A 26633-nucleotide genomic window follows, 5' to 3' on the forward strand; every position below is an offset into this window, starting at 1 on the left:
CGAATCAACGCGCAATCGAGTGCCCGGTCGGCCGGATCCCGGACTCACCCCTCGGCGGTCACCGCACGTCGTTCGAGCAGAACGGTGTCACGCCACACACCGTCGAGCTGGGCAATCTTCTCGCGGAGACCGATAGTTCTGAACCCGGCCGAATGATGCAGCGAGATGGAGGCGCGATTCTCGGGAAATATCGACGTCTGCAGTGTCCAGAGGTCGTCGACATCAGCGGCCATGACTTGCTTGCGCAACAACGCCTTTCCGACACCCCGACCACGCATTCCGCCCGCGACGTACACGGAGTTTTCCGCCACCCCGCGGTAGCAGTCACGCTCGGAAACTGGACTCAACGCAGCCCAACCGACAACAACACCCTCGATAGTCGCGACCCACCGATGCTTCGACAGCCACCGTTCGTGGAGATGCTCACGCGAGGGGACCTCAGTAGCAAAGGTGGCATTTCGGGTGTCGATACCCTCGCCGTAAATACGGCGAACCGCATCCCAGTCGTCGTCGATCATGGCCCGGACAGAGACATCGTCGGGCAGATCACTCGGGCAGCAAGGACGCGGAGCAAGGACTCCCATCACCACGTCCGCCGCCTGCGGCAAGGCAACGCAACACGTCGGATTCACCGCGACGACCGTGCTCGTCCCCTCCTTACGCATGGTCACAAAACCCACATCGGCGAGCTTGCGCAGGTGGTGCGACACCGTCGGTTGTCCGATCCCCAACGCTTCGGCGAGCGCTCCGACGGTAATACCACCGACCGCGCTCGCCACCCGGTGAAGCAATCGGACGCGCATCGGCTCGGCAAGGCAGGCGAACCACTGCGCGTGGGTATCGGCATCGCCCTGCGCGAGGACGGAAGAACCAATCTGATCCGGGTCCGAATCACCGACGCGCACCGTCGGAGTCTGCAGCGATGTCATCTCTCCACTATATCGACAGCTGTCGATGGTTGCCTACATTGATGATTGTCGATACAGTTCCACTAAGATCGATAATCGTCGATGAAAGGTACGAGATGAACCCCCTACCCGTTGTCGTGATCGGGGCCGGCCCGATCGGCCTGGCGGCCGCAGCAGAACTGCGCGAACGCGGACTCACACCCCTTGTCTTCGAGCGCGGAAGCACAGCCGGTGCTGCGGTCTCCGAGTGGAATCACGTTCGACTGTTCTCCCGGTGGTCCGAACTCGTCTCCCCCGCCGCGCAGCGACTCCTCGAGCAGAATGGATGGCGCTCTCCCGCCGCTGAGACGTACCCGACCGGCCGGCAATGGCGCGACCTCTACCTCGGGCCACTCGCCTCAACACTCGGCGACGCCATCCAGTTCGACACCGAAGTGATCGGCGTAGCCCGACGCGGACGTGACCTGGTCGTCGACGCCGGCCGCGATACCGAACCCCTCTCGATTCATCTGCGCCGCCGTGACGGAACCGAGGACCGCGTGTTCGCCCAGGCGGTTGTCGACGCATCCGGCACCTGGGGTACTCCCAACCCGCTCGGCGGTGAAGGTCTTCCCGCCCTCGGCGAGGGCGCTGTGGGCACTGCGATCAGGTACCGGGTTCCTGATCTCGACGATCCGGCGGTGCGTGCACAGTTTGCCGGAAAACACACGGTCATCGCGGGGAGCGGCCACTCTGCGCTGACGGCGATCGTTGCGCTGTCGGGGTTGGCGGAGCAGGCTCCGAGCACCCGCATCATCTGGGCGGTCCGCCGAGGAAACGTCGGCTCAGCGTTCGGTGGCGGCGAAGCTGACGAACTGCCCGCGCGCGGCGCCCTGGGACTGCGCGCAAAGAAGGCCGTCGAGGACGGACTACTGAGAGTGGTCACCGGCTTCCGCACCGCAGAGGTGACAACAACCCCTTCGGGACAACTCGTACTTGCCTCCGATGCCGGTGATCGCATCGAGAACGTGGACAACGTCATAACGCTGACCGGATTCCGCCCCGATCTTTCCTGGCTTTCGGAAATTCGACTCGGCCTCGACCCGGTCTTACAAGCACCGGTCGAGTTGGCTCCACTGATCGACCCGAACGTCCACTCGTGCGGCACGGTGTACCCGCATGGCGCGAAGGAGCTTCGCCATCCGGAGCCAGGCGTGTACTTGGCAGGAATGAAAAGCTACGGCCGGGCACCCACCTTCCTGGCGATGACCGGCTACGAGCAGGTTCGCAGCATCGCCGCCGAACTCGCCGGCGATCACGAAGCGGCAGCCCGCGTCGAGCTGATCCTTCCGGAGACCGGAGTCTGCGGCGGTGCAGGTGTTTTCGACGAAGCTGACGCAGCGGAAGCCGAAGGCGGGGAAGCCGAGGGCGGATGCTGCGGCGCACCCACTCCGGAACTGATCACGTTGTCCGCTCCGTCTGGCAACACCCGCGGCTAGAAACAGTCCATGACGACGGATCCACCCCGCCGGGCTGCCACATCCGACCGAACAAGGCATGCTGATCGTGTGCATACTTTCGAGGTCTGGGCGCCAACGCCGGAATCGGTCCGGGTCGAAGTCGATGGCATCACGCACGACATGGAGCGGACCGACGACGGGTGGTGGCGAGGCGAGGTCGACTGCGACAACGAAGCTCGCTACGGCTTTGTCGTCGACGGTCAAATACTCCCGGATCCGCGGTCACCACGCCAGCCCGAAGGCGTGCACCTTCTCTCCCAACTGCACCAGCTCGACGAGGCGTCCTGGACCGACTCTCAGTGGACCGGACGGCAACTCCCGGGATCGTCGGTCTACGAACTGCACATCGGAACGTTCACCCCCGAAGGAACTTTCGACGCCGCGATCGAGCGTCTCGATCACCTCGTCGACCTCGGTGTCGGGTTCGTCGAGATCATGCCGGTCAACGGTTTCAACGGAACTCACAACTGGGGCTACGACGGTGTGCTCTGGTACACGGCCCACGAGATCTACGGTGGCCCGGACGGGTTACAGCGCTTGGTGAATGCAGCCCACGAACGTGGACTCGGCGTGATCCTGGACGTGGTCTACAACCACCTGGGCCCGTCGGGCAACTACCTCGAAAAGTTCGGCCCCTACATTGCCGATGGCGCGAACACCTGGGGCCGAACGATCAACATCGGAGGCCCGCAGTCGGGCGAGGTTCGCGAATACATCATCGGGAATGCCCTGCGATGGATGCGTGATTTCCACATCGACGGCCTACGCCTCGACGCCGTCCACGCGTTGGTCGATCACACCGGAACGCACATCCTCGAGGAACTCGCCGTCCGAACGGAAACACTGTCGGCCCATCTGGGCCGACCGCTCACGTTGATTGCCGAAAGTGATCTAAACGACGCCACTCTGATCACGCCACGAGCGGCCGGCGGGTTCGGCTTGGACGCGCAGTGGGACGACGACATCCACCACACCATTCACACAGCCGTCTCCGGCGAACGTCAGGGTTATTACGCCGACTTCGGATCCTTGGAATCCCTTGCAAGTACATTGCGGCGCGGGTTCTTCCACGCCGGAACGTATTCCTCGTTCCGTGGGCGGGTTCACGGCCGGCCGATCGACATCACGCATCAGCCCGCCAGTGCTCTGCTCGCATACACGTGCACCCACGATCAGATCGGCAACCGAGCGATCGGCGACCGCCCGAGCGCCTATCTGACGCCAGGACAATTGGCGATCAAGGCAGCACTGGTCCTGCTCTCGCCGTACACGCCGATGCTGTTCATGGGCGAAGAATGGGGAGCCACCACTCCGTTCCAGTTCTTCACCTCGCATCCGGAACGGGAACTCGGCGAGGCCACCGCCAAGGGCCGTAAGGCGGAGTTCGCGGCACACGGCTGGAACAGCGACGACATTCCGGATCCGCAAGATCCACAGACATTTCTGCGATCGAAACTGGACTGGGACGAGCGAACCGACCAGACACATGCTCGCGTCCTGGCGTGCTATCGCGATCTCCTTGCACTGCGCAAGAAGCGAATCGAGATCACCGACCCCTGGCTGGGGCACCTGCACGTCGACTACGACGAGGACGACCAGTGGATCACCCTGCGCCGCGGCGCATTACAGATCGTGTGCAATCTGGGAACGGACGCGGCCTCGGTCCCAGCCGGCGGAACCCCCATCCTCTGGTGGGATCCGCCGACACAGGACGAGACCGCGTCCGCAACAGTCGTGCCTGGGCACTCGTTCGTCGTACTCGAAAGCTGACTACCCGGATTCTGCAGGAGCTAGCGCTTCGCGTTCTACCGTTACACGCGTTACCGCTTCGCGTTCTCTGGTGTACTCCGCAGCATCCGCAATACCAATGCGGCACTGACGAACAGAACCAAAGCGGTTGCACCGGCGGCAACGTGCATACCGTCGACAAACGCCGCCTTCGCGGAATCGGCAAGCACCGAACCGAGTTCACCAGGTAGGTACGTCGCCTCCTGCAGCGCACCGCCGAGGGTGCCCTGCGCAGCGTGCGCCTGATCTGCTTCGAGCATGGACGTGTCGATTCCCTTGCGGAAGATCGCCATCACCACGCTGCCCAGGATCGCCACACCGAGCGCGATACCGAGTTCGTACGCAGTCTCCGACACCGCGGACGCAGCGCCGGCACGCTCGGGTTCCACCGAACTGACCACAAGATCCGACGTCAGGGTCAGTGCGACACCGACACCTGCACCGGCCAGACCGAAGCCGATCACGAACATCAACGGGCCGCTGTCCACCCCGAGGGCGAGCAGCATCGCAGCACCGATACCGGCAACCGCGAGGCCTGCGCTGAGCACGTGAGACACCGACCACCGGCGAATCAACCAGGCCGCCGCAACCGCGGTGAATGCGCTGAGCAACATACCCGGGAGCATCAGCAGGCCGGCGTCGAGCGCCGAGTTACCCAGCACCAACTGCAGGTACTGCGAGCCGAAGAACAGGACACCGGCGAGTGCGAAGATCGAGAGCAGGTTGGTGATGACGGCGGTGGAAAACGACGCATTGGCAAACAGTTTCAGATCCAACATCGGATCCTTCAGCATCCGCTGACGACGCACGAACACGTAGCCGGCGGCGAGACCCACAAAGCCGATCACCAGCAACGTGATGCTGACGCCGTGCACCACGGATTCCTTGACCGCGTACACCAACGGCAACATGGTCGCCATCGACAGACCAGCGCTGATGAGGTCGAATCGACCCGGGTTGGGGTCTTTCGACTCCGGGATCAGGATCGGGCCGAGTACAACCAGCGCGATCATGACCGGAATGTTGATCAAGAAGACCGAACCCCACCAGAAGTGCTCGAGCAACCAACCACCGACCAAAGGGCCTGCCGCTGTACCGCCACCGGCCATCGCGCCCCAGACACCGATTGCCTCGGTGCGCTGACGCGGGTTGACGAAGATCGTGCGGATCAGACCGAGGGTGGCCGGCATCAGCGTTGCACCGGAAATACCCTGCAGCACGCGGGCGGCAATGAGCATCTCGGGACTGACAGCGAGAGCGGCGATGATCGAGGCGAGACCGAAGCCGACTGCGCCGATCAGGAGCAGTTTTCGCCTACCGATCCGGTCACCGAGCGTACCCATGGTGATGAGCAGACCGGCGAGCACGAACGAATAGACGTCGATGATCCACAGCAACTGCGTGCTGCTCGGCTCGAGATCGGCGCTGATGAACGGAAGCGCAAGATCGAGCACCGTGCCGTCGACTGCGATGAGCAACACAGCAAAGGCAAGGACTATCAAGCCCGCCCAGTCACGCTTTGTCGCCCGAACCTCGTCGGGATTGATTGCAGACGTCTGATCTGCCGACACTGACATTGCTCCCCTGCGACTTTCTCTGAGTTCTTTCGAAAAGATTTCACTGAACCGTCCAGCCGGTACAGTAGGTCTACGGTAACAGTGAACCGTCCAAGCGGTAAAGTTATTTCCGGGTAGGGTCACATCACATGGCTGCCGACACTCGCGATCGAATTCTCGACGCACTGGAGAAGCTGCTGCTGGTCAGCGGCGTTGCCCAAGTCACGCTCGAAGGCGTTGCCGCCGAAGCCGGGGTTTCCAAGGGCGGACTTCTCTATCACTTCCCCAGCAAGGAAGCACTCCTCGCGGCGATGGTCCGCAGACTCGGAGAACGCTCGGATCAACAACTCGAAGACGCCGTAGCAGGCGGTACGACGGTCACCGAGTTCTATCTGCAGATCCCCGATGCGAACGAAAGCGAAGAACTCTCACTCTTCCGGTCGATCATCGCGGCACTGAGAACAGTCGACGGACAACACGACGAGATCCAGAAAGCCGTCACCCACGTGATGCGCAGCTGGGACAAAGGCCTTCAGACCGAGATCGCCGATCCCATACAAGCCGAGATCATTCGACTCGTCGGCGACGGTCTGTACCTGGCGGCCATGCTCGGGCTCCCCCAGCCAGATCCCGAATTGCATCGACAGGTGGTCGAGCGACTGCGGCCCTGACCGGGGGGCGTCCCTTACGTCAGATAGCGGTACGCCGGGCTTCCCGGCTCGAGCCTCTCGGACTGCATCGGCGCGCGCTCCATCCGCTCGAGCAACGCCGCCAACCCGTCGGCGGAACCGAGTTCGATACCCACCAACGCGGCACCCGTCTCGCGATTGTTTCGCTTGACGTACTCGAACAGCGCGATGTCGTCGTCCGGCCCGAGCACGTCCGAGAGGAAGCGACGGAGCGCTCCCGGTTCCTGCGGAAAGTCCACCAGGAAGTAGTGCTTGAGCCCGAGGTGAACGAGCGAGCGCTCGAGGATTTCGCCGTAACGGGAGACGTCGTTGTTGCCACCGGAAATCAGGCACACGACGGTCGAACCCGGCTCGAACGTCAAATTCTGAAGTGCCGCAACGGAAAGCGCTCCCGCGGGTTCGGCGATGATGCCCTCGCTCTGATACAGCTCGAGCATCGCCGTGCAGATAGCGCCCTCGTCGATCTGATTGACGACAAACGATCCCGAACCGGACCGTGTCTGAAGTTGACGAGCCACGAGCGGCAACGACGCGTGCGACACCACGGCGGCACCCAGACGTGAGACGACCTCGTAGGGAACATCGCCGATCCTCTTGACCGCTGCCCCGTCGACAAATGGATCGACGTCGGGAAGAGTCACCGGGCCCCCGGCAACGAGAGCGGCCGTCATGGACGCCGCGCCGGACGGCTCGATCCCGACGATCGACGTCTTGGGCGATCGCTCGTGCAGATAGGTGGCTATGCCCGCGATGCAACCGCCGCCGCCGACCGGCACGACGATCGTGTCGAGAGGTGCGTCCAGTTGCGTGAGAATCTCCGCTGCGATGGTTCCTTGCCCCGCAGCGGTGCGCACGTCGTCGAACGGGGGAACCATGGTTGCGCCGGTTTCGGCTACGTCCTCCGCGGCCGCAGCAGCAGCGGCGTCATAGGTCTCACCGATCATGAACAGTTCGACAAACGCTCCACCGTGGGCGCGGATGCGATCACGCTTCTGCTTGGGGGTATTTGCCGGAACGTAGATCCGACCCTTGATCTGCATCGTTCGGCACGCGAAGGCAACACCCTGCGCATGGTTACCGGCACTGGCAGTCACCACGCCGGCCGCGCGCTCGGCCTCGTTGAGCTGAGCGATCAGGTTGTACGCGCCACGAATCTTGTACGAACGAACGCCCTGGAGGTCCTCGCGCTTGAGGTACACGTGCGCGCCGGTCAACGCCGAAAGACGGTCGCTGTACTGCAGGGGTGTCGCCGCAATGACGTGCTGAATTCGCTCGATGGCCGCGTCGATCTCCTGCGCGTCGAGCGCGGGGACGGTGGACTTCGTTACTACGACATCGGGCGAGTTAGACACTCCGCCATTTTCGCACGTCGGGGATCAACCTTCCCACCACCCCGCCCCGCATGGTCTGCGAGGCAGGGCGGCGGGTAGGTCAGCCGCGAGGATCCAACTGTGAGGGACGTGGCACGTTCCGCAGGTTCGACTTGGCCATCTGCACAGCCTCGCCGACGCCGCCGTTCATCACCATCTTCGACATCGCCAAAGCGAAGCCCTTCATCTGACCACCGGTGATGGTGGGCGGCAACGACAATGCCAGCGGATCGGTCACCAGATCAACCAAGGCCGGACCGTCGTGATCGAGCGCGGCGCGTAGGCCCGCTTCGATGTCCGCGGGATTCTCGATTCGGCGCGAGAAGATACCGAGCGCAGCAGCAACCGCCGCGTAGTCGACCGCGGGCACGTCGACCCCGAAATCCGGAAGGCCGTCGACCAGCATCTCGAGCTTGACCATTCCGAGCGTCGAGTTGTTGAACACCACGATCTTGACCGGCAACTTGTACATCGCGACGGTGACCAACTCACCGAGCAGCATCGACAATCCACCGTCGCCCGACACCGAGATGACCTGACGCCCCGGACTCGACCATGCCGCACCCATCGCATGTGGGAGCGCATTGGACATGGATCCGTGCAGCGCCGAGGAGATGAAGCGTCTCGATCCGTTCGGATTGAGATAGCGCGCCGTCCACACGTTGCACATCCCGGTGTCGGCGGTGAAGATTGCGTCGTCGGCCGCCAGATCGTCGAGGATCGAGGCCGCATACTCGGGATGAATGGGTGTGCGCTGCTTGACTGGATCCGTGTACGCACCAACCACTTTGGTCATCAGAGTGTTGTGCTTTGCGAGCGTATCCTCCAGGAACCCGCGGTCGGTCTTTCGATCGAGCTGCGGAATCAGTGCGCTCAAGGTGCTCGCGACGTCACCGTGCACCGCCAGGTCCAGGCTGGTTCGACGCCCCAACCGCTCGGCCGCGATGTCGATCTGAGCGGTACGAACGTCATCGGGCAAGAACTGGTCGTAAGGAAAGTCCGTTCCGATGAGGAGCAGAAGATCGGCGCCGTGGATACCGTCGTGCGCCGCACCGTAACCGAGCAATCCCGTCATCCCGACGTCGTACGGGTTGTCGTACTGGATCCATTCCTTGCCGCGCAGCGAATGCCCGATGGGAGCCCCGACGGTTTCGGCCAGCGCCAACACCTCGGCGCGTGCGTCTCGCACGCCTGCGCCGGCGAAGATCGCAACCTTACGCGAGCCGTTGATCACATCTGCCAACGCCTTGACGTCACCGGCATCCGGAACGACTGTCGGCCTTCGGGTTTCGACGAGCGTCGGCGGGGTGCCTTCTGCCGGACAATCGGCGATGTCCCCGGGAAGCACGATCACCGAGACGCCGTTTCGAGCCACCGAATGCTGAATCGCCGACTGCACCACGCGAGGTGATTGGACTGCCGTGCTGACGAGTTCGGTGTAACTCGAACATTCGATGAAGATCCGCTCGGGATGCGTTTCCTGAAAGTAGCCCATTCCGATCTGGGCGCTGGGGATGTGTGAGGCGATCGCGAGGACCGGCGCGCCCGAACGATGCGCGTCGTACAGGCCGTTGATCAGGTGAAGGTTTCCGGGACCGCAGGATCCGGCACACACTGCGAGTTTTCCGGTGATCTGGGCATCCGCTGCGGCCGCAAACGCAGCTGCTTCCTCATGACGGACGTGTATCCAGTCGATTCCGCCCTTTTCGGAACCACCGGTGCGACGTACCGCATCGACGATGGGATTGAGACTGTCACCGACAATTCCGTAGATCCGACTGACACCCGCGTCAACGAGCTGCTGAACCAATTGATCTGCAACGGTTTTCGGACTCATCAGACCTCCATGACACACTCCCGGGAGTCGGGATCCCCGACCCCCGCGAGTGACGATTTGCTTGTGGTTTATGCAGTGCTTCTTGTGGACTGCCGTTTCGTGAGGACTGCAGTGCGTTACTTGGGTTCGAGCACGAACACCGGGATCTCACGATCGGTCTTCGTCTGATAATCGGCGTAGTCGGGGTACGCAGCGACAGCGCGCTCCCACCAGATCGCCTTCTCGTCTCCGGTGACTTCACGAGCAACCAGGTCGAAGACCTGCGTCGCGTCACGCAGCGTGACGTGCGGATCGGCTTTGACGTTGTAGTACCAAACCGGATTCTTCGGAGCGCCACCAAGCGAAGCCACAACGGCATACGAGCCGTCGTGCTCGACGCGCATCAGCGGCGTCTTCCTGACCTTGCCGGACTTTGCCCCGACGGTCGTGAGAACGACGACGGGCATGCCGTTCATGTCGTTTCCCTCGGTGCCACCGGAGTTCTCGATGCGTGCGACCTGATCGGCGGCCCACGACGCTGGACTGGGTTCGTACTCACCTGTGATTGGCATGTGTACCAGTGAACACCCACTCGAGCACCTTGGCCACCGAACCACACCGACCAGGTCCGTCGTCGGCACACTCCCCTGGTTGATCGATTAAGTGAGCTGCCGATCAATAAAGTTCGCTTGCCCGAACTCTCATCTCTGGTTACTCTGAAACCACAGCTTCGAACAGCCGTATCGCTAACCAGGCCGCAGCGAGAACAGACTGCACCGAGAAAGGGACGAGATGACTACCGCAGATATCTCCACTCGCGAATCACGCCCCTCGTCCGACCATTTCGTCGATCTGGCCGGGACTCAGTGGCCGCTGTACAAGATCGAAGCTCTCGCGGTCGGTTTTGTGCTGTTCGTGGTCGCCGGAGCTGTCACCCAGTCGATGCAGGTAGCCGTACTGACTGCCGCAACAGCAGCCGTGGTCACCTGGTGGGCGCGTCGCGTGTACTACTCACGCACCACCTGATCACCCCACTCCCCGATCTCCCGCGAACCACGAAGGGACCTTGCTGCTGATGCAGCAAGGTCCCTTCGTTCGGTTCAGATCCGCTCGATCGGCGGTCAGACCGTCAGACAGCTCGGCCCGAGTAATGCCTTCAGGTCGCCCATCAGCGCCGAGGACGGTTCGACCCGAAGGACATCGTCGACCTTCCACAAGCTGATCTCGGTTCCGCCGATCAGCCGGACATGGACGTCGGACGTTCCGGGGTGCCTCGTCAGCACCTGCTTGAGAGCACTGAGCTTGTCCTTGGTGCATTGCCGAAGCGGCAGTGAGACCGACAGGGGGCGTGCGACCCCGATCGCCGAAATATCAGGCACCGCAAGGTCGTTGCCGATCAGCGACATCCGATCGTCTCGGATCGAGACGCGAGCCTTGACCAACACGATGGCATCCTCGGCGATGTCCATTCCGTACACGGCGTACGCCTGTGGGAAGAACAGCACCTCGATTCCACCCACGAGATCTTCGAGCTGCACGATGCACCAGGTCAGACCGTTCTTGTTGACCCGGCGGTCCACCGAGGCGATGATGCCGCCGAGAGTTACCTGGGCACCGTCCTGAACGCCGCCTTCGAGTATCGCGGCGATGGACGTGTCGGACTGCTGGCGAAGAATGTGCTCGACGCCGTTGAGCGGGTGACCGGAAACGTACAGCCCCAGCATCTCTCGTTCGAGCGCCAGGCGATGCTTGGAGTCCCACTCTTCGTCAGGAATCTTGACGTCGAACACCGAGGTGATCGACTCGTCCGCCTCGGCACCGCCGAAGAGGTCGAACTGTCCGATCGCCTCTGCCTTCTTGGTGCTCATCACGGAATCGATGGCGTCGGCATGTACCAACATCAGGCCCTTGCGCGGGTGACCCAACGAGTCGAAAGCACCGGCCTTGATGAGAGATTCGGTGACCTTCTTGTTGCAAGCCATCGCGTCGATCTTGCCGAGATAGTCGGAGAAATCGGTGAACTTCGATTTCTCCGTGCGCGCCTTGATGATCGAGGCGACGACGTTGGCGCCGACGTTGCGCACCGACCCCATACCGAAACGGATGTCGTCGCCGACCGTCGCGAAGTCGACGCGTGACTCGTTGACGTCCGGTGGGAGAACGGTGATGCCCAACTTGCGGCAGTCTGCGAGGTAGATCGCGGACTTGTCCTTGTCGTCACCGACGGAGGTCAGCAGACCTGCCATGTACTCGGCCGGGTAGTTCGCCTTGAGGTACGCAGTCCAGTACGACACGAGTCCGTAGCCGGCGGAGTGCGACTTGTTGAACGCGTAGCCGGCGAAGGGAAGGACCGTGTCCCACAGCGCCTTGATGGCCGCTTCGCTGAAGTTGTTGTCCAACATGCCCTGCCGGAAGCCGGCGTAAGCCTTTTCCAGCTCGGACAGCTTCTTCTTACCCATGGCGCGACGCAGCAAGTCGGCCTGACCCAGGGTGTAACCGGCCACCTTCTGCGCCAGTTGCATGATCTGCTCCTGGTAGATGATCAGGCCGTACGTCTCCGAGAGGATCTCCGCGAGCGGCTCCTCCAACTCGGGGTGAATCGGCTTGACGTCTTCCAAGGCGTTCTTGCGCTTGGCGTACGAGATGTGGGCGTCCACACCCATCGGCCCCGGTCGATACAGCGCCAATGCCGCGACGATGTCGCCGAATCCGGTGGGCTGCATCAGTTTCAGCAACTCGCGCATACCGCCGCCGTCGAGCTGGAACACACCGAGAGTGTCGCCGCGGGCGAGCAGTTCGTATGTTGCCGCATCGTCCATCGGCAACGTGTCGAGGTCCAGATCGATGCCGCGGTTGGCTTTGATGTTCTCGAGCGTATCGCCGATAACCGTGAGGTTTCGCAGACCGAGGAAGTCCATCTTGAGCAGGCCGATAGCTTCACACGATGGGTAGTCCCAACCGGTGATGATGGCGCCGTCCTGGGCGCGCTTCCAGACCGGGATTGCGTCGGTGAGCGGTTCGGACGACATGATGACCGCGCAGGCGTGCACACCGGCGTTACGGATCAGCCCTTCCAGACCCACCGCGGTCTTGTAGATCTTCGCGACGTCCGGGCTGGAGTCGATGAGCGCTCGAACCTCGACTGCCTCCTTGTACCGCTCGTGCTTCGGATCGGTGATACCGGAAACCGAGATGTCCTTGGCCATGATGGGCGGCGGGAGCGCCTTGGTGATCTGATCGGCGATGGCAAAGCCCGGCTTGCCGAACTGGACGCGAGCCGAGTCCTTGATGGCAGCCTTGGTCTTGATGGTGCCGAAGGTGATGACCTGGGCGACCTTGTCGTTGCCCCACTTGTCCGTCGCGTAGCGAACCATCTCGCCGCGACGGCGATCATCGAAGTCGATATCGATATCGGGCATGGACACACGCTCGGGGTTGAGGAATCGCTCGAACAGCAACCCGTACGGGATGGGGTCGATGTTGGTGATACCCATCGCGTAGGCCACCAACGAACCGGCAGCCGATCCACGGCCGGGCCCGACGCGAATTCCGACGTCCTTGGCGTGGTTGATCAGGTCGCCGACCACCAGGAAGTAGGCCGGGAAGCCCATTTCGTTGATGACGCCGATCTCGTAGTCGGCGCGGGCGAGGTACTCCTGCGGAGGTCCGCTCGGGAAGCGGCGATCGAGTCCGCGCATCACCTCGGCGCGCAGGAAGGTCTGCTGCGTGTGACCCTCCGGGACCGGGAAGATCGGCATGCGGTCGTGGAACGCCCACACGTCCTCGTACGACTGCACACGCTCGCCGATGGCCACGGTGTTGTCGCACGCCCCCGGTACTTCGTTGTCCCAGATGGCGCGCATCTCGGCAGCGGACTTGAGGTAGTAGCCGTCGCCGTCGAACTTGAAGCGAGTGGGGTCGGACAGCGTCTTGCCGGTCTGGATACAGAGCAGCGCCTCGTGGTTCTCGGCGGCGTCCTTGGTGACGTAGTGGCAGTCGTTGGTGGCAAGTGGCGGAATACCGAGTTGCTTGCCGATGTCGAGCAGACCCTCGCGCACCCGGCGCTCGATCGAGAGACCGTGATCCATCAGTTCGAGGAAGAAGTTGTCCGGTCCCCAGATCTCCTGCCACTTCGCGGCAGCTTCGAGAGCCTCGCGATCGTGGCCGAGACGAAGGCGCGTCTGGATCTCACCGGACGGGCAGCCCGTGGTGGCGATGATGCCCTCGGCGTGCGCCGCGATGAGTTCCTCGTCCATGCGAGGCCACTTGCCGAGCTGTCCCTCGATTGACGCGAGAGAAGACAGCTTGAAGAGGTTTCGGAGCCCCGTGGCGTTCTCGGCCACCATCGTCATGTGCGTGTACGCACCGCTACCGGAGACGTCGTCGGACTTCTGGCTGCGATCTCCCCAGAGAACTCGTTTGGTGTTGAAGCGGGATTCGGGTGCGATGTACGCCTCGATGCCGATGATCGGCTTGATGCCGGCACTCTTGGCCTCGTTGTAGAACTGGCTGGCGCCGTACATGTTTCCGTGGTCGGTCATGCCGACAGCGGTCATTTCGAGACGAGCGGCCTCCTCGAACATGGCGCCGACCTTGGCCGCACCGTCGAGCATCGAGTACTCGGTGTGATTGTGAAGATGTACGAACGAGTCAGCCACGTGCGCCTCTCTGAAGGTCTGGGAGCGAGATCGAGTGTATGCCGCGTTGCCGACACGTTCGGCGACCGCCATCGTGGAGTCGCAGTGTGCCGCCTCCGATCACGTGACCGGAACCTCGGGTTCGGCGCTCGACCTCATCGAACGCCGCGAACGTCGACTGGCGACGAAGGTATCTGTCGTGAAGATCACCAGCGCAGCCCAGATCAGAACGAAGCCGATCCAGCGTGAGGCCGGCATGTCCTCGTGCATGACGGCCACACCCCACGCCATCTGCAGCGCCGGGGTGAGGTACTGCAGCATGCCCATCGTCGCCAACGGAACTCGCTGAGCGGCGACGCCGAACAGGAGCAGTGGCAGTGCGGTGACCGGGCCGGCGGCAAGCAGCAACAAGCTGTGTCCGGCGCCGCTGCTGATGAATGCACCGGCCCCGGTCAGGCCGAGAAACACGAGGTAGCCGACCGCGAAGGGTGCGGCGACGACTCCCTCGGCAGTCAAACTGGTTCGGGGATCGAGCGGAACCACCTTCTTGACCAGCCCGTAGGTGGCAAACGAACCGGCGAGCACCAATGCGACGATCGGCGGTTTTCCGAAGTCGACCGTGATCACGACAACTGCCGTTGCGGCGAGGACGAGGGCGGCGATCTGAGCGCGGCGCAATCGTTCGCGGAAGATCACGACACCGAGCAGCACGGTGACCAACGGGTTGATGAAGTACCCGAGGGCCGCCTCCACGACGCGACCTGACACCACGGCATAGATGTACGTTCCCCAGTTCACCGCGATCGCCGCTGATGCCGCGGTCACCAGCAGCCAGGTGCGTGCGCTGATTCCGCGAAGCGATCCGAGGCGGCCGGCAAAGGCCAACACGATCAGCATCAACAGAAGGGTCCACACCACTCGGTGCGCAAGGATCTCGACCGGATCGGCGAAGTCGAGTAGTCCGAAGAATGCCGGGAACGTTCCCCACAACAGGAACGCCGCCACACCGTAGAAGATCCCCGAGGACGAACCGGACCTAGCGCGTTCGTCCTTGTTCACGGAACCGGAGTTCACGGGACCGGGCCGTCGTCGGGGCCGGGAGCAACGACGTCCACGTACTCCGGCAGCAAGGGACGAACGGCAGCGAACCACGGCGAGGCGTCGGACGGCAACGCTTCCACTGCACGGACGTTCGAGTCATGTTCGATCGCTTCGAGTCCTTCGGGAGTAGCTCGCACCAGCACGCCCACCGCGCAGGCGCACCCGGCGGACAATTGCTTCGCCGACGCGAGCGCCACCTGTTGCTGACGATCGGTGTCGCCGCCGAGCGAGATCAGTCGCGTGGCTGCAACACCGGGCGATCTGCGCACTGCTTCGTCGTTGTCGGGAACGGGCACGGACATGAGCGGCGTCTGGACGCGCTCGATCGGAACTCGGAACATGACCCTGGACACGCGAACGCCCGAGACCTCAGCGCCCGGCACCTGAACACTGCTGGTCGACGTGATGACCTCGTCGACGGTGAGTGCCTTCGTGAACGAGACCAACGCCCACACCGGCCCATCGACCGACGCGACCGAATCTCGCGCTCGGTCGAGGTAGTCCGGCACAGCTTCCCCACTGTCCGGACCGAGAGTGTCCGTCGTGATCGGCGGGGTCGGCACGGGATTCGCGAACCCCACGCCCACCACCGCCGCCACACCGACCACCACCGCGACGACGGCCAGCGCGGGGGTAAGCCCGCGCGGTGTCATGAGGACCGGAGAACTTCGAGTGCGTGTTCGAGGTCCTTCGGGTACTTGCTCTTGATCTCGACCCAGCGACCGTCCGCCGGGTGGGCGAAGCCGAGCGAGACTGCGTGCAGCCACTGGCGTTCGAGACCGAGCCTCTCGGCAAGTCGGGGGTCCGCGCCGTAGGTCAGGTCGCCGCAGCACGGATGGCGCAACGCCGAGAAGTGGACACGGATCTGGTGTGTGCGACCGGTTTCGAGGTGCACGTCCAGCAGACTCGCTGCCTGGAACGCCTCGATGGTGTCGTAGTGCGTGACGCTGGGCTTGCCGTCGGCCGTGACCGTGAACCGCCAGTCGTTCCCGTGGTGGCGTCCGATCGGGGCGTCGATGGTTCCGCTGCTCGGGTCGGGGTGTCCCTGCACGAGTGCGTGGTAGCGCTTGTCGATGGTCCGCTGCTTGAAAGCGCGCTTGAGCAAGGTGTATGCGCGCTCGGAGGTGGCAACCACCATGACACCCGACGTTCCGACGTCCAGACGGTGAACGATGCCCTGACGCTCGTGGGCACCGGACGTCGAGATACGGAAACCGGCCGCGGCAAGTCCGCCGATGACGGTCGGTCCCGTCCACCCGACGCTGGCGTGCGCGGCAACTCCGACGGGCTTGTCGACTGCCACGACGTCGTCGTCGGCGTAGAGGATCTCCATCCCCTCGACCGGTGTCGCCTCGATGGTCAGGGGCCGCGGCGGTTCGGGCAGGACAACCTCGAGCCACGACCCTGCGGTCAGACGATCGGACTTGCCGACCGCCACACCGTCGACGAGTACCGAGCCTTCTTCCGCGAGTGTCGCGACCACGGTGCGCGAGAGTCCGAGAAGGCGCGCGAGGCCGGCATCGACCCGCATGGCGTCGAGGCCGTCGGGCACGGGCATCGAACGGGATTCCCTCACTTGGTTTCTCCCTCGGCTGCGGCCTTCGATTCGGTGAGCTTCTTGTCGTCCGCCTTGTGATCACGCAGGCGTTCACCGTTGGGTTCGAAGCCGAAAAGAGTCAGTACGACAAGCAGGATCGCGCCACAGACGATCGCGGAATCCGCGATGTTGAACACGGGCCACCAACCGACGGAGACGAAGTCCACCACATGTCCGCGCATGATTCCGGGAGAGCGGAAGAATCGGTCGACGAGGTTACCCAGCGCGCCGCCGAGCACGAGGCCGAGACCCAGCGCCCACCACGGTGATCGGAGCGTGCGACCGATCTTGATCACACCGATGACGACACCGATGGCGACGAGGGTGAGGATCCACGTCATCGACGTCGCCATCGAGAACGCTGCACCGGGATTGCGCACCATCGTGAATGTGACCACGTCACCGATGATTTCGATCGGCTGCCCCGGCTTGACCGCGGCGACGGCCCACACCTTCGTGAGAATGTCCGAGAGCAGGATGACAGCGGCGATGGCAATGAGCATGGTCAGCCGGCGGGGCTTTGCGACCGGCGCAACCGCCAGGTCACCGTCTTCCGATTTCACGGCTTCCGGTTTCACGGTTTCGGGCTCGTCGGCCTTCGAGATTTCGGTAATCGGCTGATCCTCCGCGTTGACATCTCGGTCTGGGTGGTCTGTACTCACGCAACCATCATCCCTCATGTTCACCGCACCGGGTCACGCACTCTGCAACTGCGGCTAGCCTGGAGCGCGTGCCACTGCTGTCCACGACCGGCCGACGAGTTCCGTTCGCCCTCGCTGCCCTCGCTCTCACCACCGTTCTCACCGCTTGCGGCGACTCGGATCAACCTCCCACCGCACCTACCTCGTCGCCGAGCGAAGTCACTGTTCCGGTGACCGCCGCCACCGTCGAGGTACTCGATGCGGGAAGCGAACCGCGCGAGGTGTTGCGCATGAACTTGCCTGTCGGCACCACGCAGACGGCGACGCTCGTCACCCAGGCGGTCGTGAGTCAGCAGATCGATCAACAGCCGGCACAAGATTTCTCTTCGCCGGAGATCACGATCCCGCTCTCGGCAAACGTGACCGCTGACGATCCCACCGCTGTCGTAGACCTGACGCTGTCGTCGATGACCTCGCCGGATGCAACGCTGCAGGCAGCGCTGAGCGGGGCCGACGGATCTGCGGCCGGATTGTCGGTCACGGATTCGGGCGCCATCACCGCCCTACGGTTGAAGCCGTCCGCCAACTCGGCCAATGCTGCCCGCGCTGCAATCGAACAGGCGCTCGGCCAAGCGGTCTACCGGACCGTTGCACTCCCCGACGCTCCGGTCGGTGTCGGCGCACGTTGGGTGGTTCGACAACAAGTCAGCAGTGAAATCCTGCTCGATCAGACAACCACCGTCACGCTCACCGCGCGCGATGGTAATCGGCTTTCGCTCGCGGTGGACGTATCGCAGACCCCGCAGAGCCCGGTCTGGAACCTGGCCGGTGACGCCGGAACGCTGAACATCGATCAGTACGTCATGGCCGGCTCCGGAAACCTCACCGTCGACCTCTCACTCCCCTTGCCGATCGACGGACAGATGACCGTCGGCGGCGACCAGGCGTACGGAGATCCGGACAGTTCCTCGGTGATCCGGCAGACCATCTCCAACAGCATTCGGTGGGAATCGTGACACGCCGATCGCTCGCACTGGGCCTGACAGCAACGGCGGCACTGTTCGTCGTCACCGGTTGCGGCTCGGACGACTCTCCTAGTGCTGACACAACTACGCAGGTTTCCGCCCCACAGGTCGGCTTGACGCCGTTCACAGCTGCTCCGGCCGCATCGCTGAGCGGGGCACCTCTCGACCGTGATGCGCTGCAACGAGCCGCGCTCACCCTCTCCGAACTACCTGCGGACTTCGACATAGTTCCCGACCCGGTCGACGACCTCGGCCTCGCACCGGCGCCGGAGAGTTCGGAGGCGGACAAGTCGAGCACCGACCCCGCCGTCTGCGCCCAGGTTCTGGCGCCGATAGCCACCCAGGCTCCCGAATCGGTCGCCGACCTCTCCGACATGTTCACCGGCCCCGATTTCACGAGCATCGATCAGGACTCTGCTTCGTACGCCGACGGCACCGCGGCAGCAGCAGCTTTCGAGAAACTTCAGACCACGCTGGCCGGGTGTGCGGAGTATTCGGGAACCGATGCCGACGGAACGAAAATCACCTATCGCGTCGGCGGAGCGTCGGGCCCGAACGTCGGCGACGCGTCTTTCGCTTTCCGAATCATCACGGAGAGTGGCGGTTTCACCTTGGTCGCCGATGCGATCGTGGCCGCAGTCGGGACCACGTTGACCCAGGTGTCCGCAACTGCGCCGAGTCCGATCGCCCCCGACGTGCTGCACTCGATGGCATCGGCTGCCGCCGATCGCCTGCGCGCACAAACGCCCTGACAACGAGCGGATTAGACCCGTCTCGGCCTTACGCGAATGATTCGGGACCACAGACCCTTTGACAACTGCCCGTCCACACTGAACGGTGAGAGTAGGTACGAAACAGACCAACGCGACACACTGATGTGAGGAGCCAGAGTTCATGCCGGAACCCAGAAGGTCAGATCACACCGATTACGTAGCCGTCAATCCGATCTTCTCGAGGCCCGGCGAGGATTCGGTTGCATCGAAGTACACACTCGAACCCGACGGCATGCTTCCCGAGACCGCCTATCAGATCGTCCACGACGAAACGATGCTCGACGGCAATGCGCGGCTCAATCTCGCGACGTTCGTCAGCACGTGGATGGACGATCACGCCACCAAGCTGTATACCGAGTCGTTCGACAAGAACATGATCGACAAGGACGAGTATCCACAGACCGCCGCGATCGAAACCTATTGCTGGCGCATCCTTGCCGACCTCTGGCACTCGCCCTCCCCCAAGGACGCAATCGGTACCTCGACGATCGGTTCGTCCGAGGCGTGCATGCTCGGTGGCCTGGCGATGAAACGGCGCTGGCAGCACGCACGAAAAGCCGCGGGCAAGTCGACCGAAAAACCAAATCTCATCATGAGTTCCGCCGTCCAGGTGTGCTGGGAGAAATTCTGCAACTACTGGGACGTCGAGGCGCGCTACGTGCCGATCAGCGAGGAACACCGGACCCTCGACGGTCACGATCTGGACAAGTACGTCGACGAGAACACGATCGGCGTCGTCGCGATCATGGGTGTCACGTACACCGGGATGTACGAGCCGGTCCTGGAAATCTCGAAGGCACTCGACGCGATCCAGGAAAAGACGGGACTCGACGTTCCCATCCACGTCGACGGCGCTTCCGGCGCAATGATCGCCCCGTTCCTACAGCCCGAACTCGAATGGGATTTCCGGCTCCCACGCGTGCACTCCATCAACACCTCGGCGCACAAGTACGGACTCGTCTACCCCGGCCTCGGCTGGGTGGTCTGGCGATCGCAGGATCTACTTCCCGACGACCTCGTGTTCAAGGTGAGCTACCTCGGCGGCAGTATGCCGACCTTCGCGCTGAACTTCTCGCGGCCCGGCGCTCAGGTGATCCTGCAGTTCTACTTGTTCCTGCGTCTCGGCCACGACGGCTATCGCGCGATCCAGCAGTCCTCACAGGACGTGGCGAAATTCCTCGCCGAAGGAATCGGGAAATTGGACGCCTTCGAACTGTGGAACGACGGTTCCGACATCCCGGTCTTCGCGTGGCGCCTCGCCGAGGGCCACACGTCCAACTGGACGCTGTACGACCTGTCCGACCGACTGCGGGGCAAGGGCTGGTTGGTGCCGGCCTATCCCATGCCGGACGATCTCTCGGATCTGACAGTGCAGCGCATCGTGGTTCGTAACGGACTGAGCATGGACCTGGCAGCCAATCTGCTGCGCATCATCGAAGAGGAAACCGCGTTCCTCGACGAACTCGACAGCCCGATGCCGCGGCCACGCGTCACCGAGGGATTCCATCACTGACGACGCTCACTGCATGAAGAGCGGCCGCCGACTCCCTTTCGGGAGTCGACGGYCTTCGAGAGCTTCCAGACGCCGTCCTCGTAGACGAACGAAGCCTGCAGACCCTGCTGCAGCGGCTGGCCGTTGACGACGATGTTCAGCGAAGCTGCGGCCGTCTCGCTACCCGTGTCGGTGACCGGGTCGAGGATCTCGACCTGCGCGCCGGCAGCCTTGGCGGCAGCGGCGACCTGGTTGATCAGCTCGGGATCCTGCTCGGCGCCCTGGACGAGGTTGACCTTGTCTGCGGCCGGAACGGTCTCGTCGAGTGCCTGAGCGACCTTGCCGTTGAGCTCAGCAGACGTCGGGAGCTCGGGAGCTGCAACGTCCGTGGTGCTGGTGGTGGCCGTCGCACTCTTGGACGTCGTGGTGGGTGAGTCGGTCTTGTCATCCGAGCCACAAGCGGTCATCGTCAGGGCTGCTGCGATCGCCACGGCTGCAACGGTCATCTTCTGAAGCTTCAACTTCTCAGTCCTATCCATTCGGGTGTTCACATTCGAGCGTCAGTCGAACATCGTGCTTGCTCGAGGATCGTCGACAACATTACCCAACGGTAAGCGGAAAAAGTCTAAGGACATCCTCAGAGAAGGCTGTCGACCGCATCTGCTACCTCGAGCACCTCATCCGATTCGGCGAAGGTTTTGGCTATTCCCGTTCCGCTGGAACGGGTTTCGAAGCGAACTGTCACCACTCCGTGCCCGGCGCCCTGCACCCAACCGTGTCCGTATTCTGGATGCTTCACGTCCAAACCAGGGTGCCAGTAGCGCTGAGGGACGCGTGCGGCCACCGGAACGTCGAGTTCGGCCTCATCGAGGGCGCCCGTGAGAGTCTCGACCGGATAGCCGGGAACGTCCTGATCCAACTCGGGAAAAAGTGATCCTTGCCGAACGGTGGACAAACCGGCGAATCCCACACCGACCAGGCGAATCGGCCCCAATTCCTGTGGATCGATGACCTGTTTCTGCGCGGTCGCGATAAGGATTTGGCGGTCGATCGTGGCAAACGGCAGCGTCACGGATCGCGTCAGAATGCTCATGTCGGACTTCTTGAGCTTCAGTACGACGGTGCGAGCAGCTCTTCCGTCCTTCTCCAGCCTGGAAAATGCTGCACGACCACTACTTTCGACGGCCGCGCGCAATTGTGCCATCGTGACGATGTCTGCGGCGAACGTGGATTCCGCGCTGATCTGCTTGGATTCGGCACGCTCGGCGACCGGCCGATCGTCGATCCCCTGCGCAAGCCGATGCAACCCCGGTCCGACAGTGGTTCCGAGTATCGACGCCACCTCGGCTATGGGAGTGCGGGCAAACCCTCCGATGGTTTCGATGCCGAGACGCTTGAGCTTTTCCTCGGCAACAGGACCGATCCCCCACAGCTTTCGCACCGGAAGAGGATCGAGCAACTCGTGCTGCATCCCGGGAGGAATCACTGCGACGCCGTCGGGCTTTGCCAGTCCCGACGCGATCTTGGCGACCTGCTTACCTGCGCCGGCACCGATCGAGGCGACCAACCCGGTCTCGGCCTTGATCAACGCCCGCAGGTCCTCGCAAAACGCGCGGACCTCGTCGGCCCCAACTCCGGCCAACTCCACCGGTTCACCGAAGGCCTCGTCCACCGACAATTGCTCGAGGATCGGCATACGAAGGCGCAACGCGTCGAAGGTGCGTTTACTCAGAACTGAATACAACGACATCCGCGGTGGCAATACCACCGCTCCGCCACCGACCATCCGGCGTGCTTGGTGCATCGGCATTGCCGAACGCGCACCGAAAACTCTCGCTTCGTAACTTGCCCCGGCCACCACTCCGCGCCCGCCCAAGCCGCCGACCAGCACCGGCCGACCTCGCAGCGTGGGACGCGTCAACTGCTCGGCGGAAGCGAAAAACGCATCCATGTCGAGATGCAGCACCCACCTGCGACTTCGTGTGGGATCACCTTGATTCATCGGGAGTTACGGTTCTCTCAAAAGTAGGTGCAGAATTTACGTCCGCGCCTTCTTCTTGGGCGACTTCTTCTTCGGCAGGGGTAGTACGTCGGCAGTCCGTTGAATGAAGGCGTGCAGGTGATCGAGGTCCTGCAACCGTTCCTCCGTCACCCGGTAGTAATCCTTCGCTCCCGGGTACGGCGGAGCCAGATCCGCCTCTGATCCGAACTCCGCACTGACCTCGGTGGGTTTGACGAACAGAACGTCTCCGCAGATCAAGCCCACGATCTTCTCGTCGCAATACAATCCGTACTCGCCGAACATCGCCCTTGCCCGCACGTCGAGCGGTTCCAACTGCTCGAGAATGCGCGCCACGGTTTCCTTGCTCGTACTCATGAGAGCAAACTACTCCGGCACCCCGACATACAGACATTCATCGGGGAACCGGAGTAGTTACGGCGGTATTAGACCTTCGTGATCGCGGCGCGGATACCGTCACCGAGATCGACGGCGTCGTCTCCCGCTTCACCCACCGAGAACGAGGTGGCCAGAACCTCACCGGCGATCAATTCGCGATGACGCTCCGCCCACTCCTTGCAGTCCTGCGGAACCTCGAGTACGACGTTGATCCGGTCCGAGACGTCCAAACCGGCGGCACGACGCGCATCCTGCAACTGACGGATACGGTCCTTCGCCCAGCCCTCGGCTTCGAGTTCCTCCGTCACGACGGAATCGAGTACGACGAGTCCCGCACCGTCGGGCAATGCAGCCGTCGAATCAGGCTCGGCTGCAACCAGTTTCTGCGTGTACTCCTCGGGCAGCAGTTCGATGCCCGCCGCAACCACGACGCCGTCAGCGTTCTCGGTCCAGTCGCCCGCCTTGACCGCCTTGATGACAGTCTGAACGGACTTGCCCAGACGCGGTCCTGCAGCACGCGCGTTGACCGCGATCTCGAAGCGCCCGTGCACGTCGACGTCATCGGTCAGATCGACCTTCTTGACGTTGACCTCGTCGGCAATCAGTCCGAGGAACGGACGCAGACGCTCGGCATCCGGCGCCGCAACCGTGACCTCGGGCAGCGGAAGACGAACTCGCAGATTCTGCGCCTTGCGCAGGCTCAGCACCGTGGAGCACACGGTCCGGACGTCGTCCATCGCCGCTACCAGCTCGGGGTTCGCGGGGAGCTCCGACGCCTCGGGCCAATCAGCCAGGTGAACCGAGCGCTCCCCGGTCAACCCGCGCCAGATCACCTCGGATACCAGCGGCAACAGCGGCGCAGCGAGACGCGTCACGACCTCGAGCACGGTGTGCAGGGTGTCGATCGCGTCGCGATCCTCGTCCCAGAACCGCGAACGAGACCGTCGCACATACCAGTTGGTGAGCGCATCACAGAACAACCGAAGCTCGTCGCACGCGCCGGCGATGTCGTTGACCTCGAGGGCCTCGGTGATCACGTCGCGGGTGGTAGCGAGCTTGGCCAGGATGTACTGATCTAGGATGTTCTCCGAATCGGTACGCCACACACCGGATTCCGGCGCGTACAACTGCAAAAAGCTCCAGGCGTTCCACAGCGGGAGCAACGCCTGACGTACGCCTTCGCGGATGCCCTGCTCGGTCACGATGAGGTTTCCGCCGCGCAAGATCGGCGAGGACATCAGGAACCATCGCATGGCATCGCTGCCGTCGCGGTTGAACACCTCCTTCACGTCCGGGTAGTTGCCCTTGGACTTGCTCATCTTCAGTCCGTCGTCGCCGAGCACGATGCCGTGCGCAGCAACGGTTTTGAACGCCGGACGATCGAAGAGTGCGGTTGCCAGTACGTGCAGCGTGTAGAACCAGCCGCGAGTCTGCCCGTTGTACTCGACGATGAAATCGCCCGGGAAATGGCCCTCGAACCATTCACGGTTCTCGAATGGGTAGTGCACCTGCGCGTACGGCATCGAACCGGATTCGAACCAGCAGTCGAGCACCTCGGGAACGCGGCGCATCATCGACTTCCCGGTCGGGTCGTCGGGGTTCGGACGGACCAGGTCGTCGATCATCGGGCGATGCAGGTCGGTCGGACGCACACCGAAGTCTGCCTCCAACTGATCGAGCGAGCCGTACACGTCCGTACGCGGGTACTGCGGATCGTCCGACACCCACACCGGGATCGGGCTGCCCCAGTAACGGTTTCGGCTGATGTTCCAGTCTCGTGCACCTTCGAGCCACTTGCCGAACTGGCCGTCACGGATGTGCTCGGGCACCCAGGTGATGTCCTTGTTCAGCTCGACCATGCGATCTCGGAACTTGGTGACCGCGACGAACCACGAGGGAACCGCCATGTAGATCAGCGGCTGCCCACTGCGCCAACTGTGTGGGTACGAGTGCTCGATCGTCTCGTGCCGCAGCAGCTTTCCGGCAGCCTTGAGGTCCTTGATGATGACCGGGTTGGCGTCGAACACCATCAGGCCCTCGTACGGCGGAACCATCGAGGTGAACTTTCCACCCGGATCGAGCGGCTGTACGACCTCGATACCGTTGGCCGTGGCCACGTCCATATCCTCTTCACCGAAAGCCGGTGCGAGGTGGACGATTCCGGTTCCGGAGTCGGTTGTCACGTAGTCCGCCGAGAGCACGACGTGCGCATTCGGATGTCCGAGGAAGAAGTCGAACGGCGGAGTGTACGACAGTCCGACCAGCTCGGCGCCCTTGTGACGGGAAACGACCTCGGGGTCCTCCCCCAGTTCACGTGCGTAATGAGCTACCCGTGCTTCTGCGAGCACGTACCGCTTTCCGTCCTCGCCGAGCACCTGGACGTAGTCGACCTCGGGATGAACCGCAGTGGCCAAGTTGGACGGCAGTGTCCACGGAGTCGTGGTCCAGATGATCGCGTTTGCGCCGTCGAGGGGTGAACCCGGAGCGACCAGCGGCATGTCGACCGTGACTGCAGGATCCTGACGCATCTTGTACGCGTCGTCGAGACGAGTCTCCTGATTGGACAGCGGAGTCTGCTCGTACCAGCTGTAGGGCAGCACACGGAAGCCCTGATAGATCAGGCCCTTGTCGTGCAGCTCCTTGAAGGCCCACATGACGGACTCCATGAAGTCGACGTCCAGGGTCTTGTAGTCGTTGTCGAAATCGACCCAGCGCGCCTGGCGGGTGACGTAGTCACGCCACTCGTCGGTGTACTTGAGCACCGAGGCCTTGCAGTACTCGTTGAACTTGGCCAGACCCATGACTTCGATCTCGGCCTTGTCCTTGATGCCGAGCTGCTTCTCCGCTTCGAGCTCTGCCGGAAGGCCGTGGCAATCCCAGCCGAAGCGTCGTTCGACCTTGCGTCCACGCATTGTCTGGAAGCGCGGCACCAGGTCCTTGACGTACCCCGTCAGCAGGTGGCCGTAGTGCGGCAAACCGTTTGCGAATGGCGGTCCGTCGTAGAAAACGAACTCTTCGTTACCGTCCCGATTGGAAACCGACGCACGGAAGGTGTCGTCGTCGTCCCACTGTTTCAGGACTTTCTGTTCCAGTTCGGGGAACTTGACTCCGGTGTCGGCGGGGACACCGTAGTCGACTTTGGGATACCCGTTACTCGCCATGGCGATCTCCTCGTGCCAGTCGGACTCGGCACGGGGACGACGTGACGCTTGTGCGCCGACACCGCGGTACCACCCCGTTTGCACCCCGCAGATCCGTGCTTTCACACCGGATCTCGAGCTGCCACTCGATCGAGCTGTGACGGGCTCACCCGTTCGGTTCTACTGGGTCCTCGACACGTACG

At 62.9% G+C, this 26633-nt stretch carries 21 protein-coding genes; 7 read left to right on the forward strand and 14 right to left on the reverse strand.

Annotated features, from left to right (window positions below; translation table 11 throughout):
- Positions 1-44: 44 nt before the first annotated feature.
- Positions 45-929, reverse strand: a complete 885-nt coding sequence (locus tag AC1DVN_RS08950; protein ID WP_477993725.1) for a helix-turn-helix domain-containing GNAT family N-acetyltransferase — start codon at positions 927-929, stop codon at positions 45-47.
- Positions 930-1024: 95 nt separating this feature from the next.
- Here AC1DVN_RS08950 and AC1DVN_RS08955 point away from each other — a divergent pair, with 95 nt between their 5' ends.
- Positions 1025-2386 carry an NAD(P)-binding domain-containing protein gene (locus tag AC1DVN_RS08955; RefSeq protein WP_477993726.1) on the forward strand — a complete coding sequence of 454 codons (1362 nt, stop codon included), beginning with the start codon at positions 1025-1027 and terminating at the stop codon, positions 2384-2386.
- A 69-nt stretch (positions 2387-2455) separates the two neighbouring features.
- On the forward strand, positions 2456-4177 hold the full coding sequence (treZ, locus tag AC1DVN_RS08960) for a malto-oligosyltrehalose trehalohydrolase (RefSeq protein WP_477993727.1): 1722 nt from the start codon (positions 2456-2458) through the stop codon (positions 4175-4177).
- Positions 4178-4227: 50 nt separating this feature from the next.
- Here treZ and AC1DVN_RS08965 read toward each other — a convergent pair whose 3' ends face one another.
- Positions 4228-5772, reverse strand: a complete 1545-nt coding sequence (locus AC1DVN_RS08965; protein ID WP_153212579.1) for an MFS transporter — start codon at positions 5770-5772, stop codon at positions 4228-4230.
- A 128-nt stretch (positions 5773-5900) separates the two neighbouring features.
- Here AC1DVN_RS08965 and AC1DVN_RS08970 point away from each other — a divergent pair, with 128 nt between their 5' ends.
- Positions 5901-6422, forward strand: a complete 522-nt coding sequence (locus tag AC1DVN_RS08970) for a TetR/AcrR family transcriptional regulator (protein WP_019748850.1) — start codon at positions 5901-5903, stop codon at positions 6420-6422.
- Positions 6423-6436: 14 nt separating this feature from the next.
- On the opposite strand, the gene ilvA is transcribed toward AC1DVN_RS08970, so the two are convergent.
- The 3 genes from ilvA to AC1DVN_RS08985 all read right to left on the reverse strand — a co-directional run bounded on the left by ilvA (position 6437) and on the right by AC1DVN_RS08985 (position 10198).
- On the reverse strand, positions 6437-7792 hold the full coding sequence (gene ilvA, locus AC1DVN_RS08975) for a threonine ammonia-lyase IlvA (protein WP_019748851.1): 1356 nt from the start codon (positions 7790-7792) through the stop codon (positions 6437-6439).
- A gap of 79 nt (positions 7793-7871) precedes the next feature.
- Positions 7872-9647, reverse strand: a complete 1776-nt coding sequence (locus AC1DVN_RS08980; protein ID WP_020969844.1) for a pyruvate dehydrogenase — start codon at positions 9645-9647, stop codon at positions 7872-7874.
- Positions 9648-9763: 116 nt separating this feature from the next.
- A complete protein-coding gene (locus AC1DVN_RS08985) occupies positions 9764-10198 on the reverse strand; it encodes a nitroreductase family deazaflavin-dependent oxidoreductase (RefSeq protein ID WP_019748853.1) in 435 nt (144 codons plus the stop codon).
- A 220-nt stretch (positions 10199-10418) separates the two neighbouring features.
- Here AC1DVN_RS08985 and AC1DVN_RS08990 point away from each other — a divergent pair, with 220 nt between their 5' ends.
- Positions 10419-10652, forward strand: coding sequence for a hypothetical protein (locus tag AC1DVN_RS08990; protein ID WP_408989262.1), 234 nt, complete (start codon positions 10419-10421; stop codon positions 10650-10652).
- Between the two features lie 95 nt (positions 10653-10747).
- On the opposite strand, the gene dnaE is transcribed toward AC1DVN_RS08990, so the two are convergent.
- From dnaE to lspA, 5 genes are all read right to left on the reverse strand, one after another.
- A complete protein-coding gene (gene dnaE, locus AC1DVN_RS08995) occupies positions 10748-14284 on the reverse strand; it encodes a DNA polymerase III subunit alpha (RefSeq protein WP_003941755.1) in 3537 nt (1178 codons plus the stop codon).
- Between the two features lie 99 nt (positions 14285-14383).
- Positions 14384-15322 (reverse strand): EamA family transporter RarD, encoded by a 939-nt coding sequence (rarD, locus tag AC1DVN_RS09000; RefSeq protein ID WP_037120403.1) that lies wholly within the window; start codon positions 15320-15322, stop codon positions 14384-14386.
- A gap of 11 nt (positions 15323-15333) precedes the next feature.
- Positions 15334-16017: a hypothetical protein gene (locus AC1DVN_RS09005; protein ID WP_477993728.1), complete on the reverse strand. Its 684-nt coding sequence runs from the start codon at positions 16015-16017 to the stop codon at positions 15334-15336.
- On the reverse strand, positions 16014-16940 hold the full coding sequence (locus AC1DVN_RS09010; protein WP_007733161.1) for an RluA family pseudouridine synthase: 927 nt from the start codon (positions 16938-16940) through the stop codon (positions 16014-16016). The genes AC1DVN_RS09005 and AC1DVN_RS09010 overlap by 4 nt, the downstream gene beginning before the upstream one ends.
- Positions 16937-17623, reverse strand: coding sequence for a signal peptidase II (lspA, locus tag AC1DVN_RS09015; RefSeq protein ID WP_021344550.1), 687 nt, complete (start codon positions 17621-17623; stop codon positions 16937-16939). The genes AC1DVN_RS09010 and lspA overlap by 4 nt, the downstream gene beginning before the upstream one ends.
- A gap of 68 nt (positions 17624-17691) precedes the next feature.
- Here lspA and AC1DVN_RS09020 point away from each other — a divergent pair, with 68 nt between their 5' ends.
- From AC1DVN_RS09020 to gad, 3 genes are all read left to right on the forward strand, one after another.
- Positions 17692-18618, forward strand: coding sequence for a hypothetical protein (locus AC1DVN_RS09020; RefSeq protein WP_477993729.1), 927 nt, complete (start codon positions 17692-17694; stop codon positions 18616-18618).
- Entirely contained in the window at positions 18615-19379 is a 765-nt protein-coding gene (locus AC1DVN_RS09025; protein WP_257237244.1) for a sensor domain-containing protein, read from the forward strand. Before AC1DVN_RS09020 ends, AC1DVN_RS09025 begins: the two co-directional genes overlap by 4 nt.
- Positions 19380-19521: 142 nt before the next feature.
- The gene (gene gad, locus AC1DVN_RS09030) at positions 19522-20913 is read left to right on the forward strand and encodes a glutamate decarboxylase (RefSeq protein WP_021344553.1); all 1392 of its coding nucleotides are present in this window, start codon (positions 19522-19524) and stop codon (positions 20911-20913) included.
- On the opposite strand, the gene AC1DVN_RS09035 is transcribed toward gad, so the two are convergent.
- The 4 genes from AC1DVN_RS09035 to ileS form a co-directional block, all read right to left on the reverse strand.
- Entirely contained in the window at positions 20907-21413 is a 507-nt protein-coding gene (locus AC1DVN_RS09035; protein ID WP_477993730.1) for a WKL family lipoprotein, read from the reverse strand. The genes gad and AC1DVN_RS09035 overlap by 7 nt on opposite strands.
- Positions 21414-21529: 116 nt before the next feature.
- Positions 21530-22894, reverse strand: a complete 1365-nt coding sequence (locus AC1DVN_RS09040; RefSeq protein ID WP_042452844.1) for a DNA polymerase IV — start codon at positions 22892-22894, stop codon at positions 21530-21532.
- Positions 22895-22930: 36 nt separating this feature from the next.
- Positions 22931-23269: a TfoX/Sxy family protein gene (locus AC1DVN_RS09045; protein WP_021344556.1), complete on the reverse strand. Its 339-nt coding sequence runs from the start codon at positions 23267-23269 to the stop codon at positions 22931-22933.
- 68 nt (positions 23270-23337) lie between these two features.
- Positions 23338-26451, reverse strand: a complete 3114-nt coding sequence (gene ileS, locus AC1DVN_RS09050) for an isoleucine--tRNA ligase (RefSeq protein ID WP_020908068.1) — start codon at positions 26449-26451, stop codon at positions 23338-23340.
- Positions 26452-26633: the final 182 nt, after the last annotated feature.

The sequence above is a fragment of the Rhodococcus sp. P4_E4 genome (genome assembly GCF_056401575.1).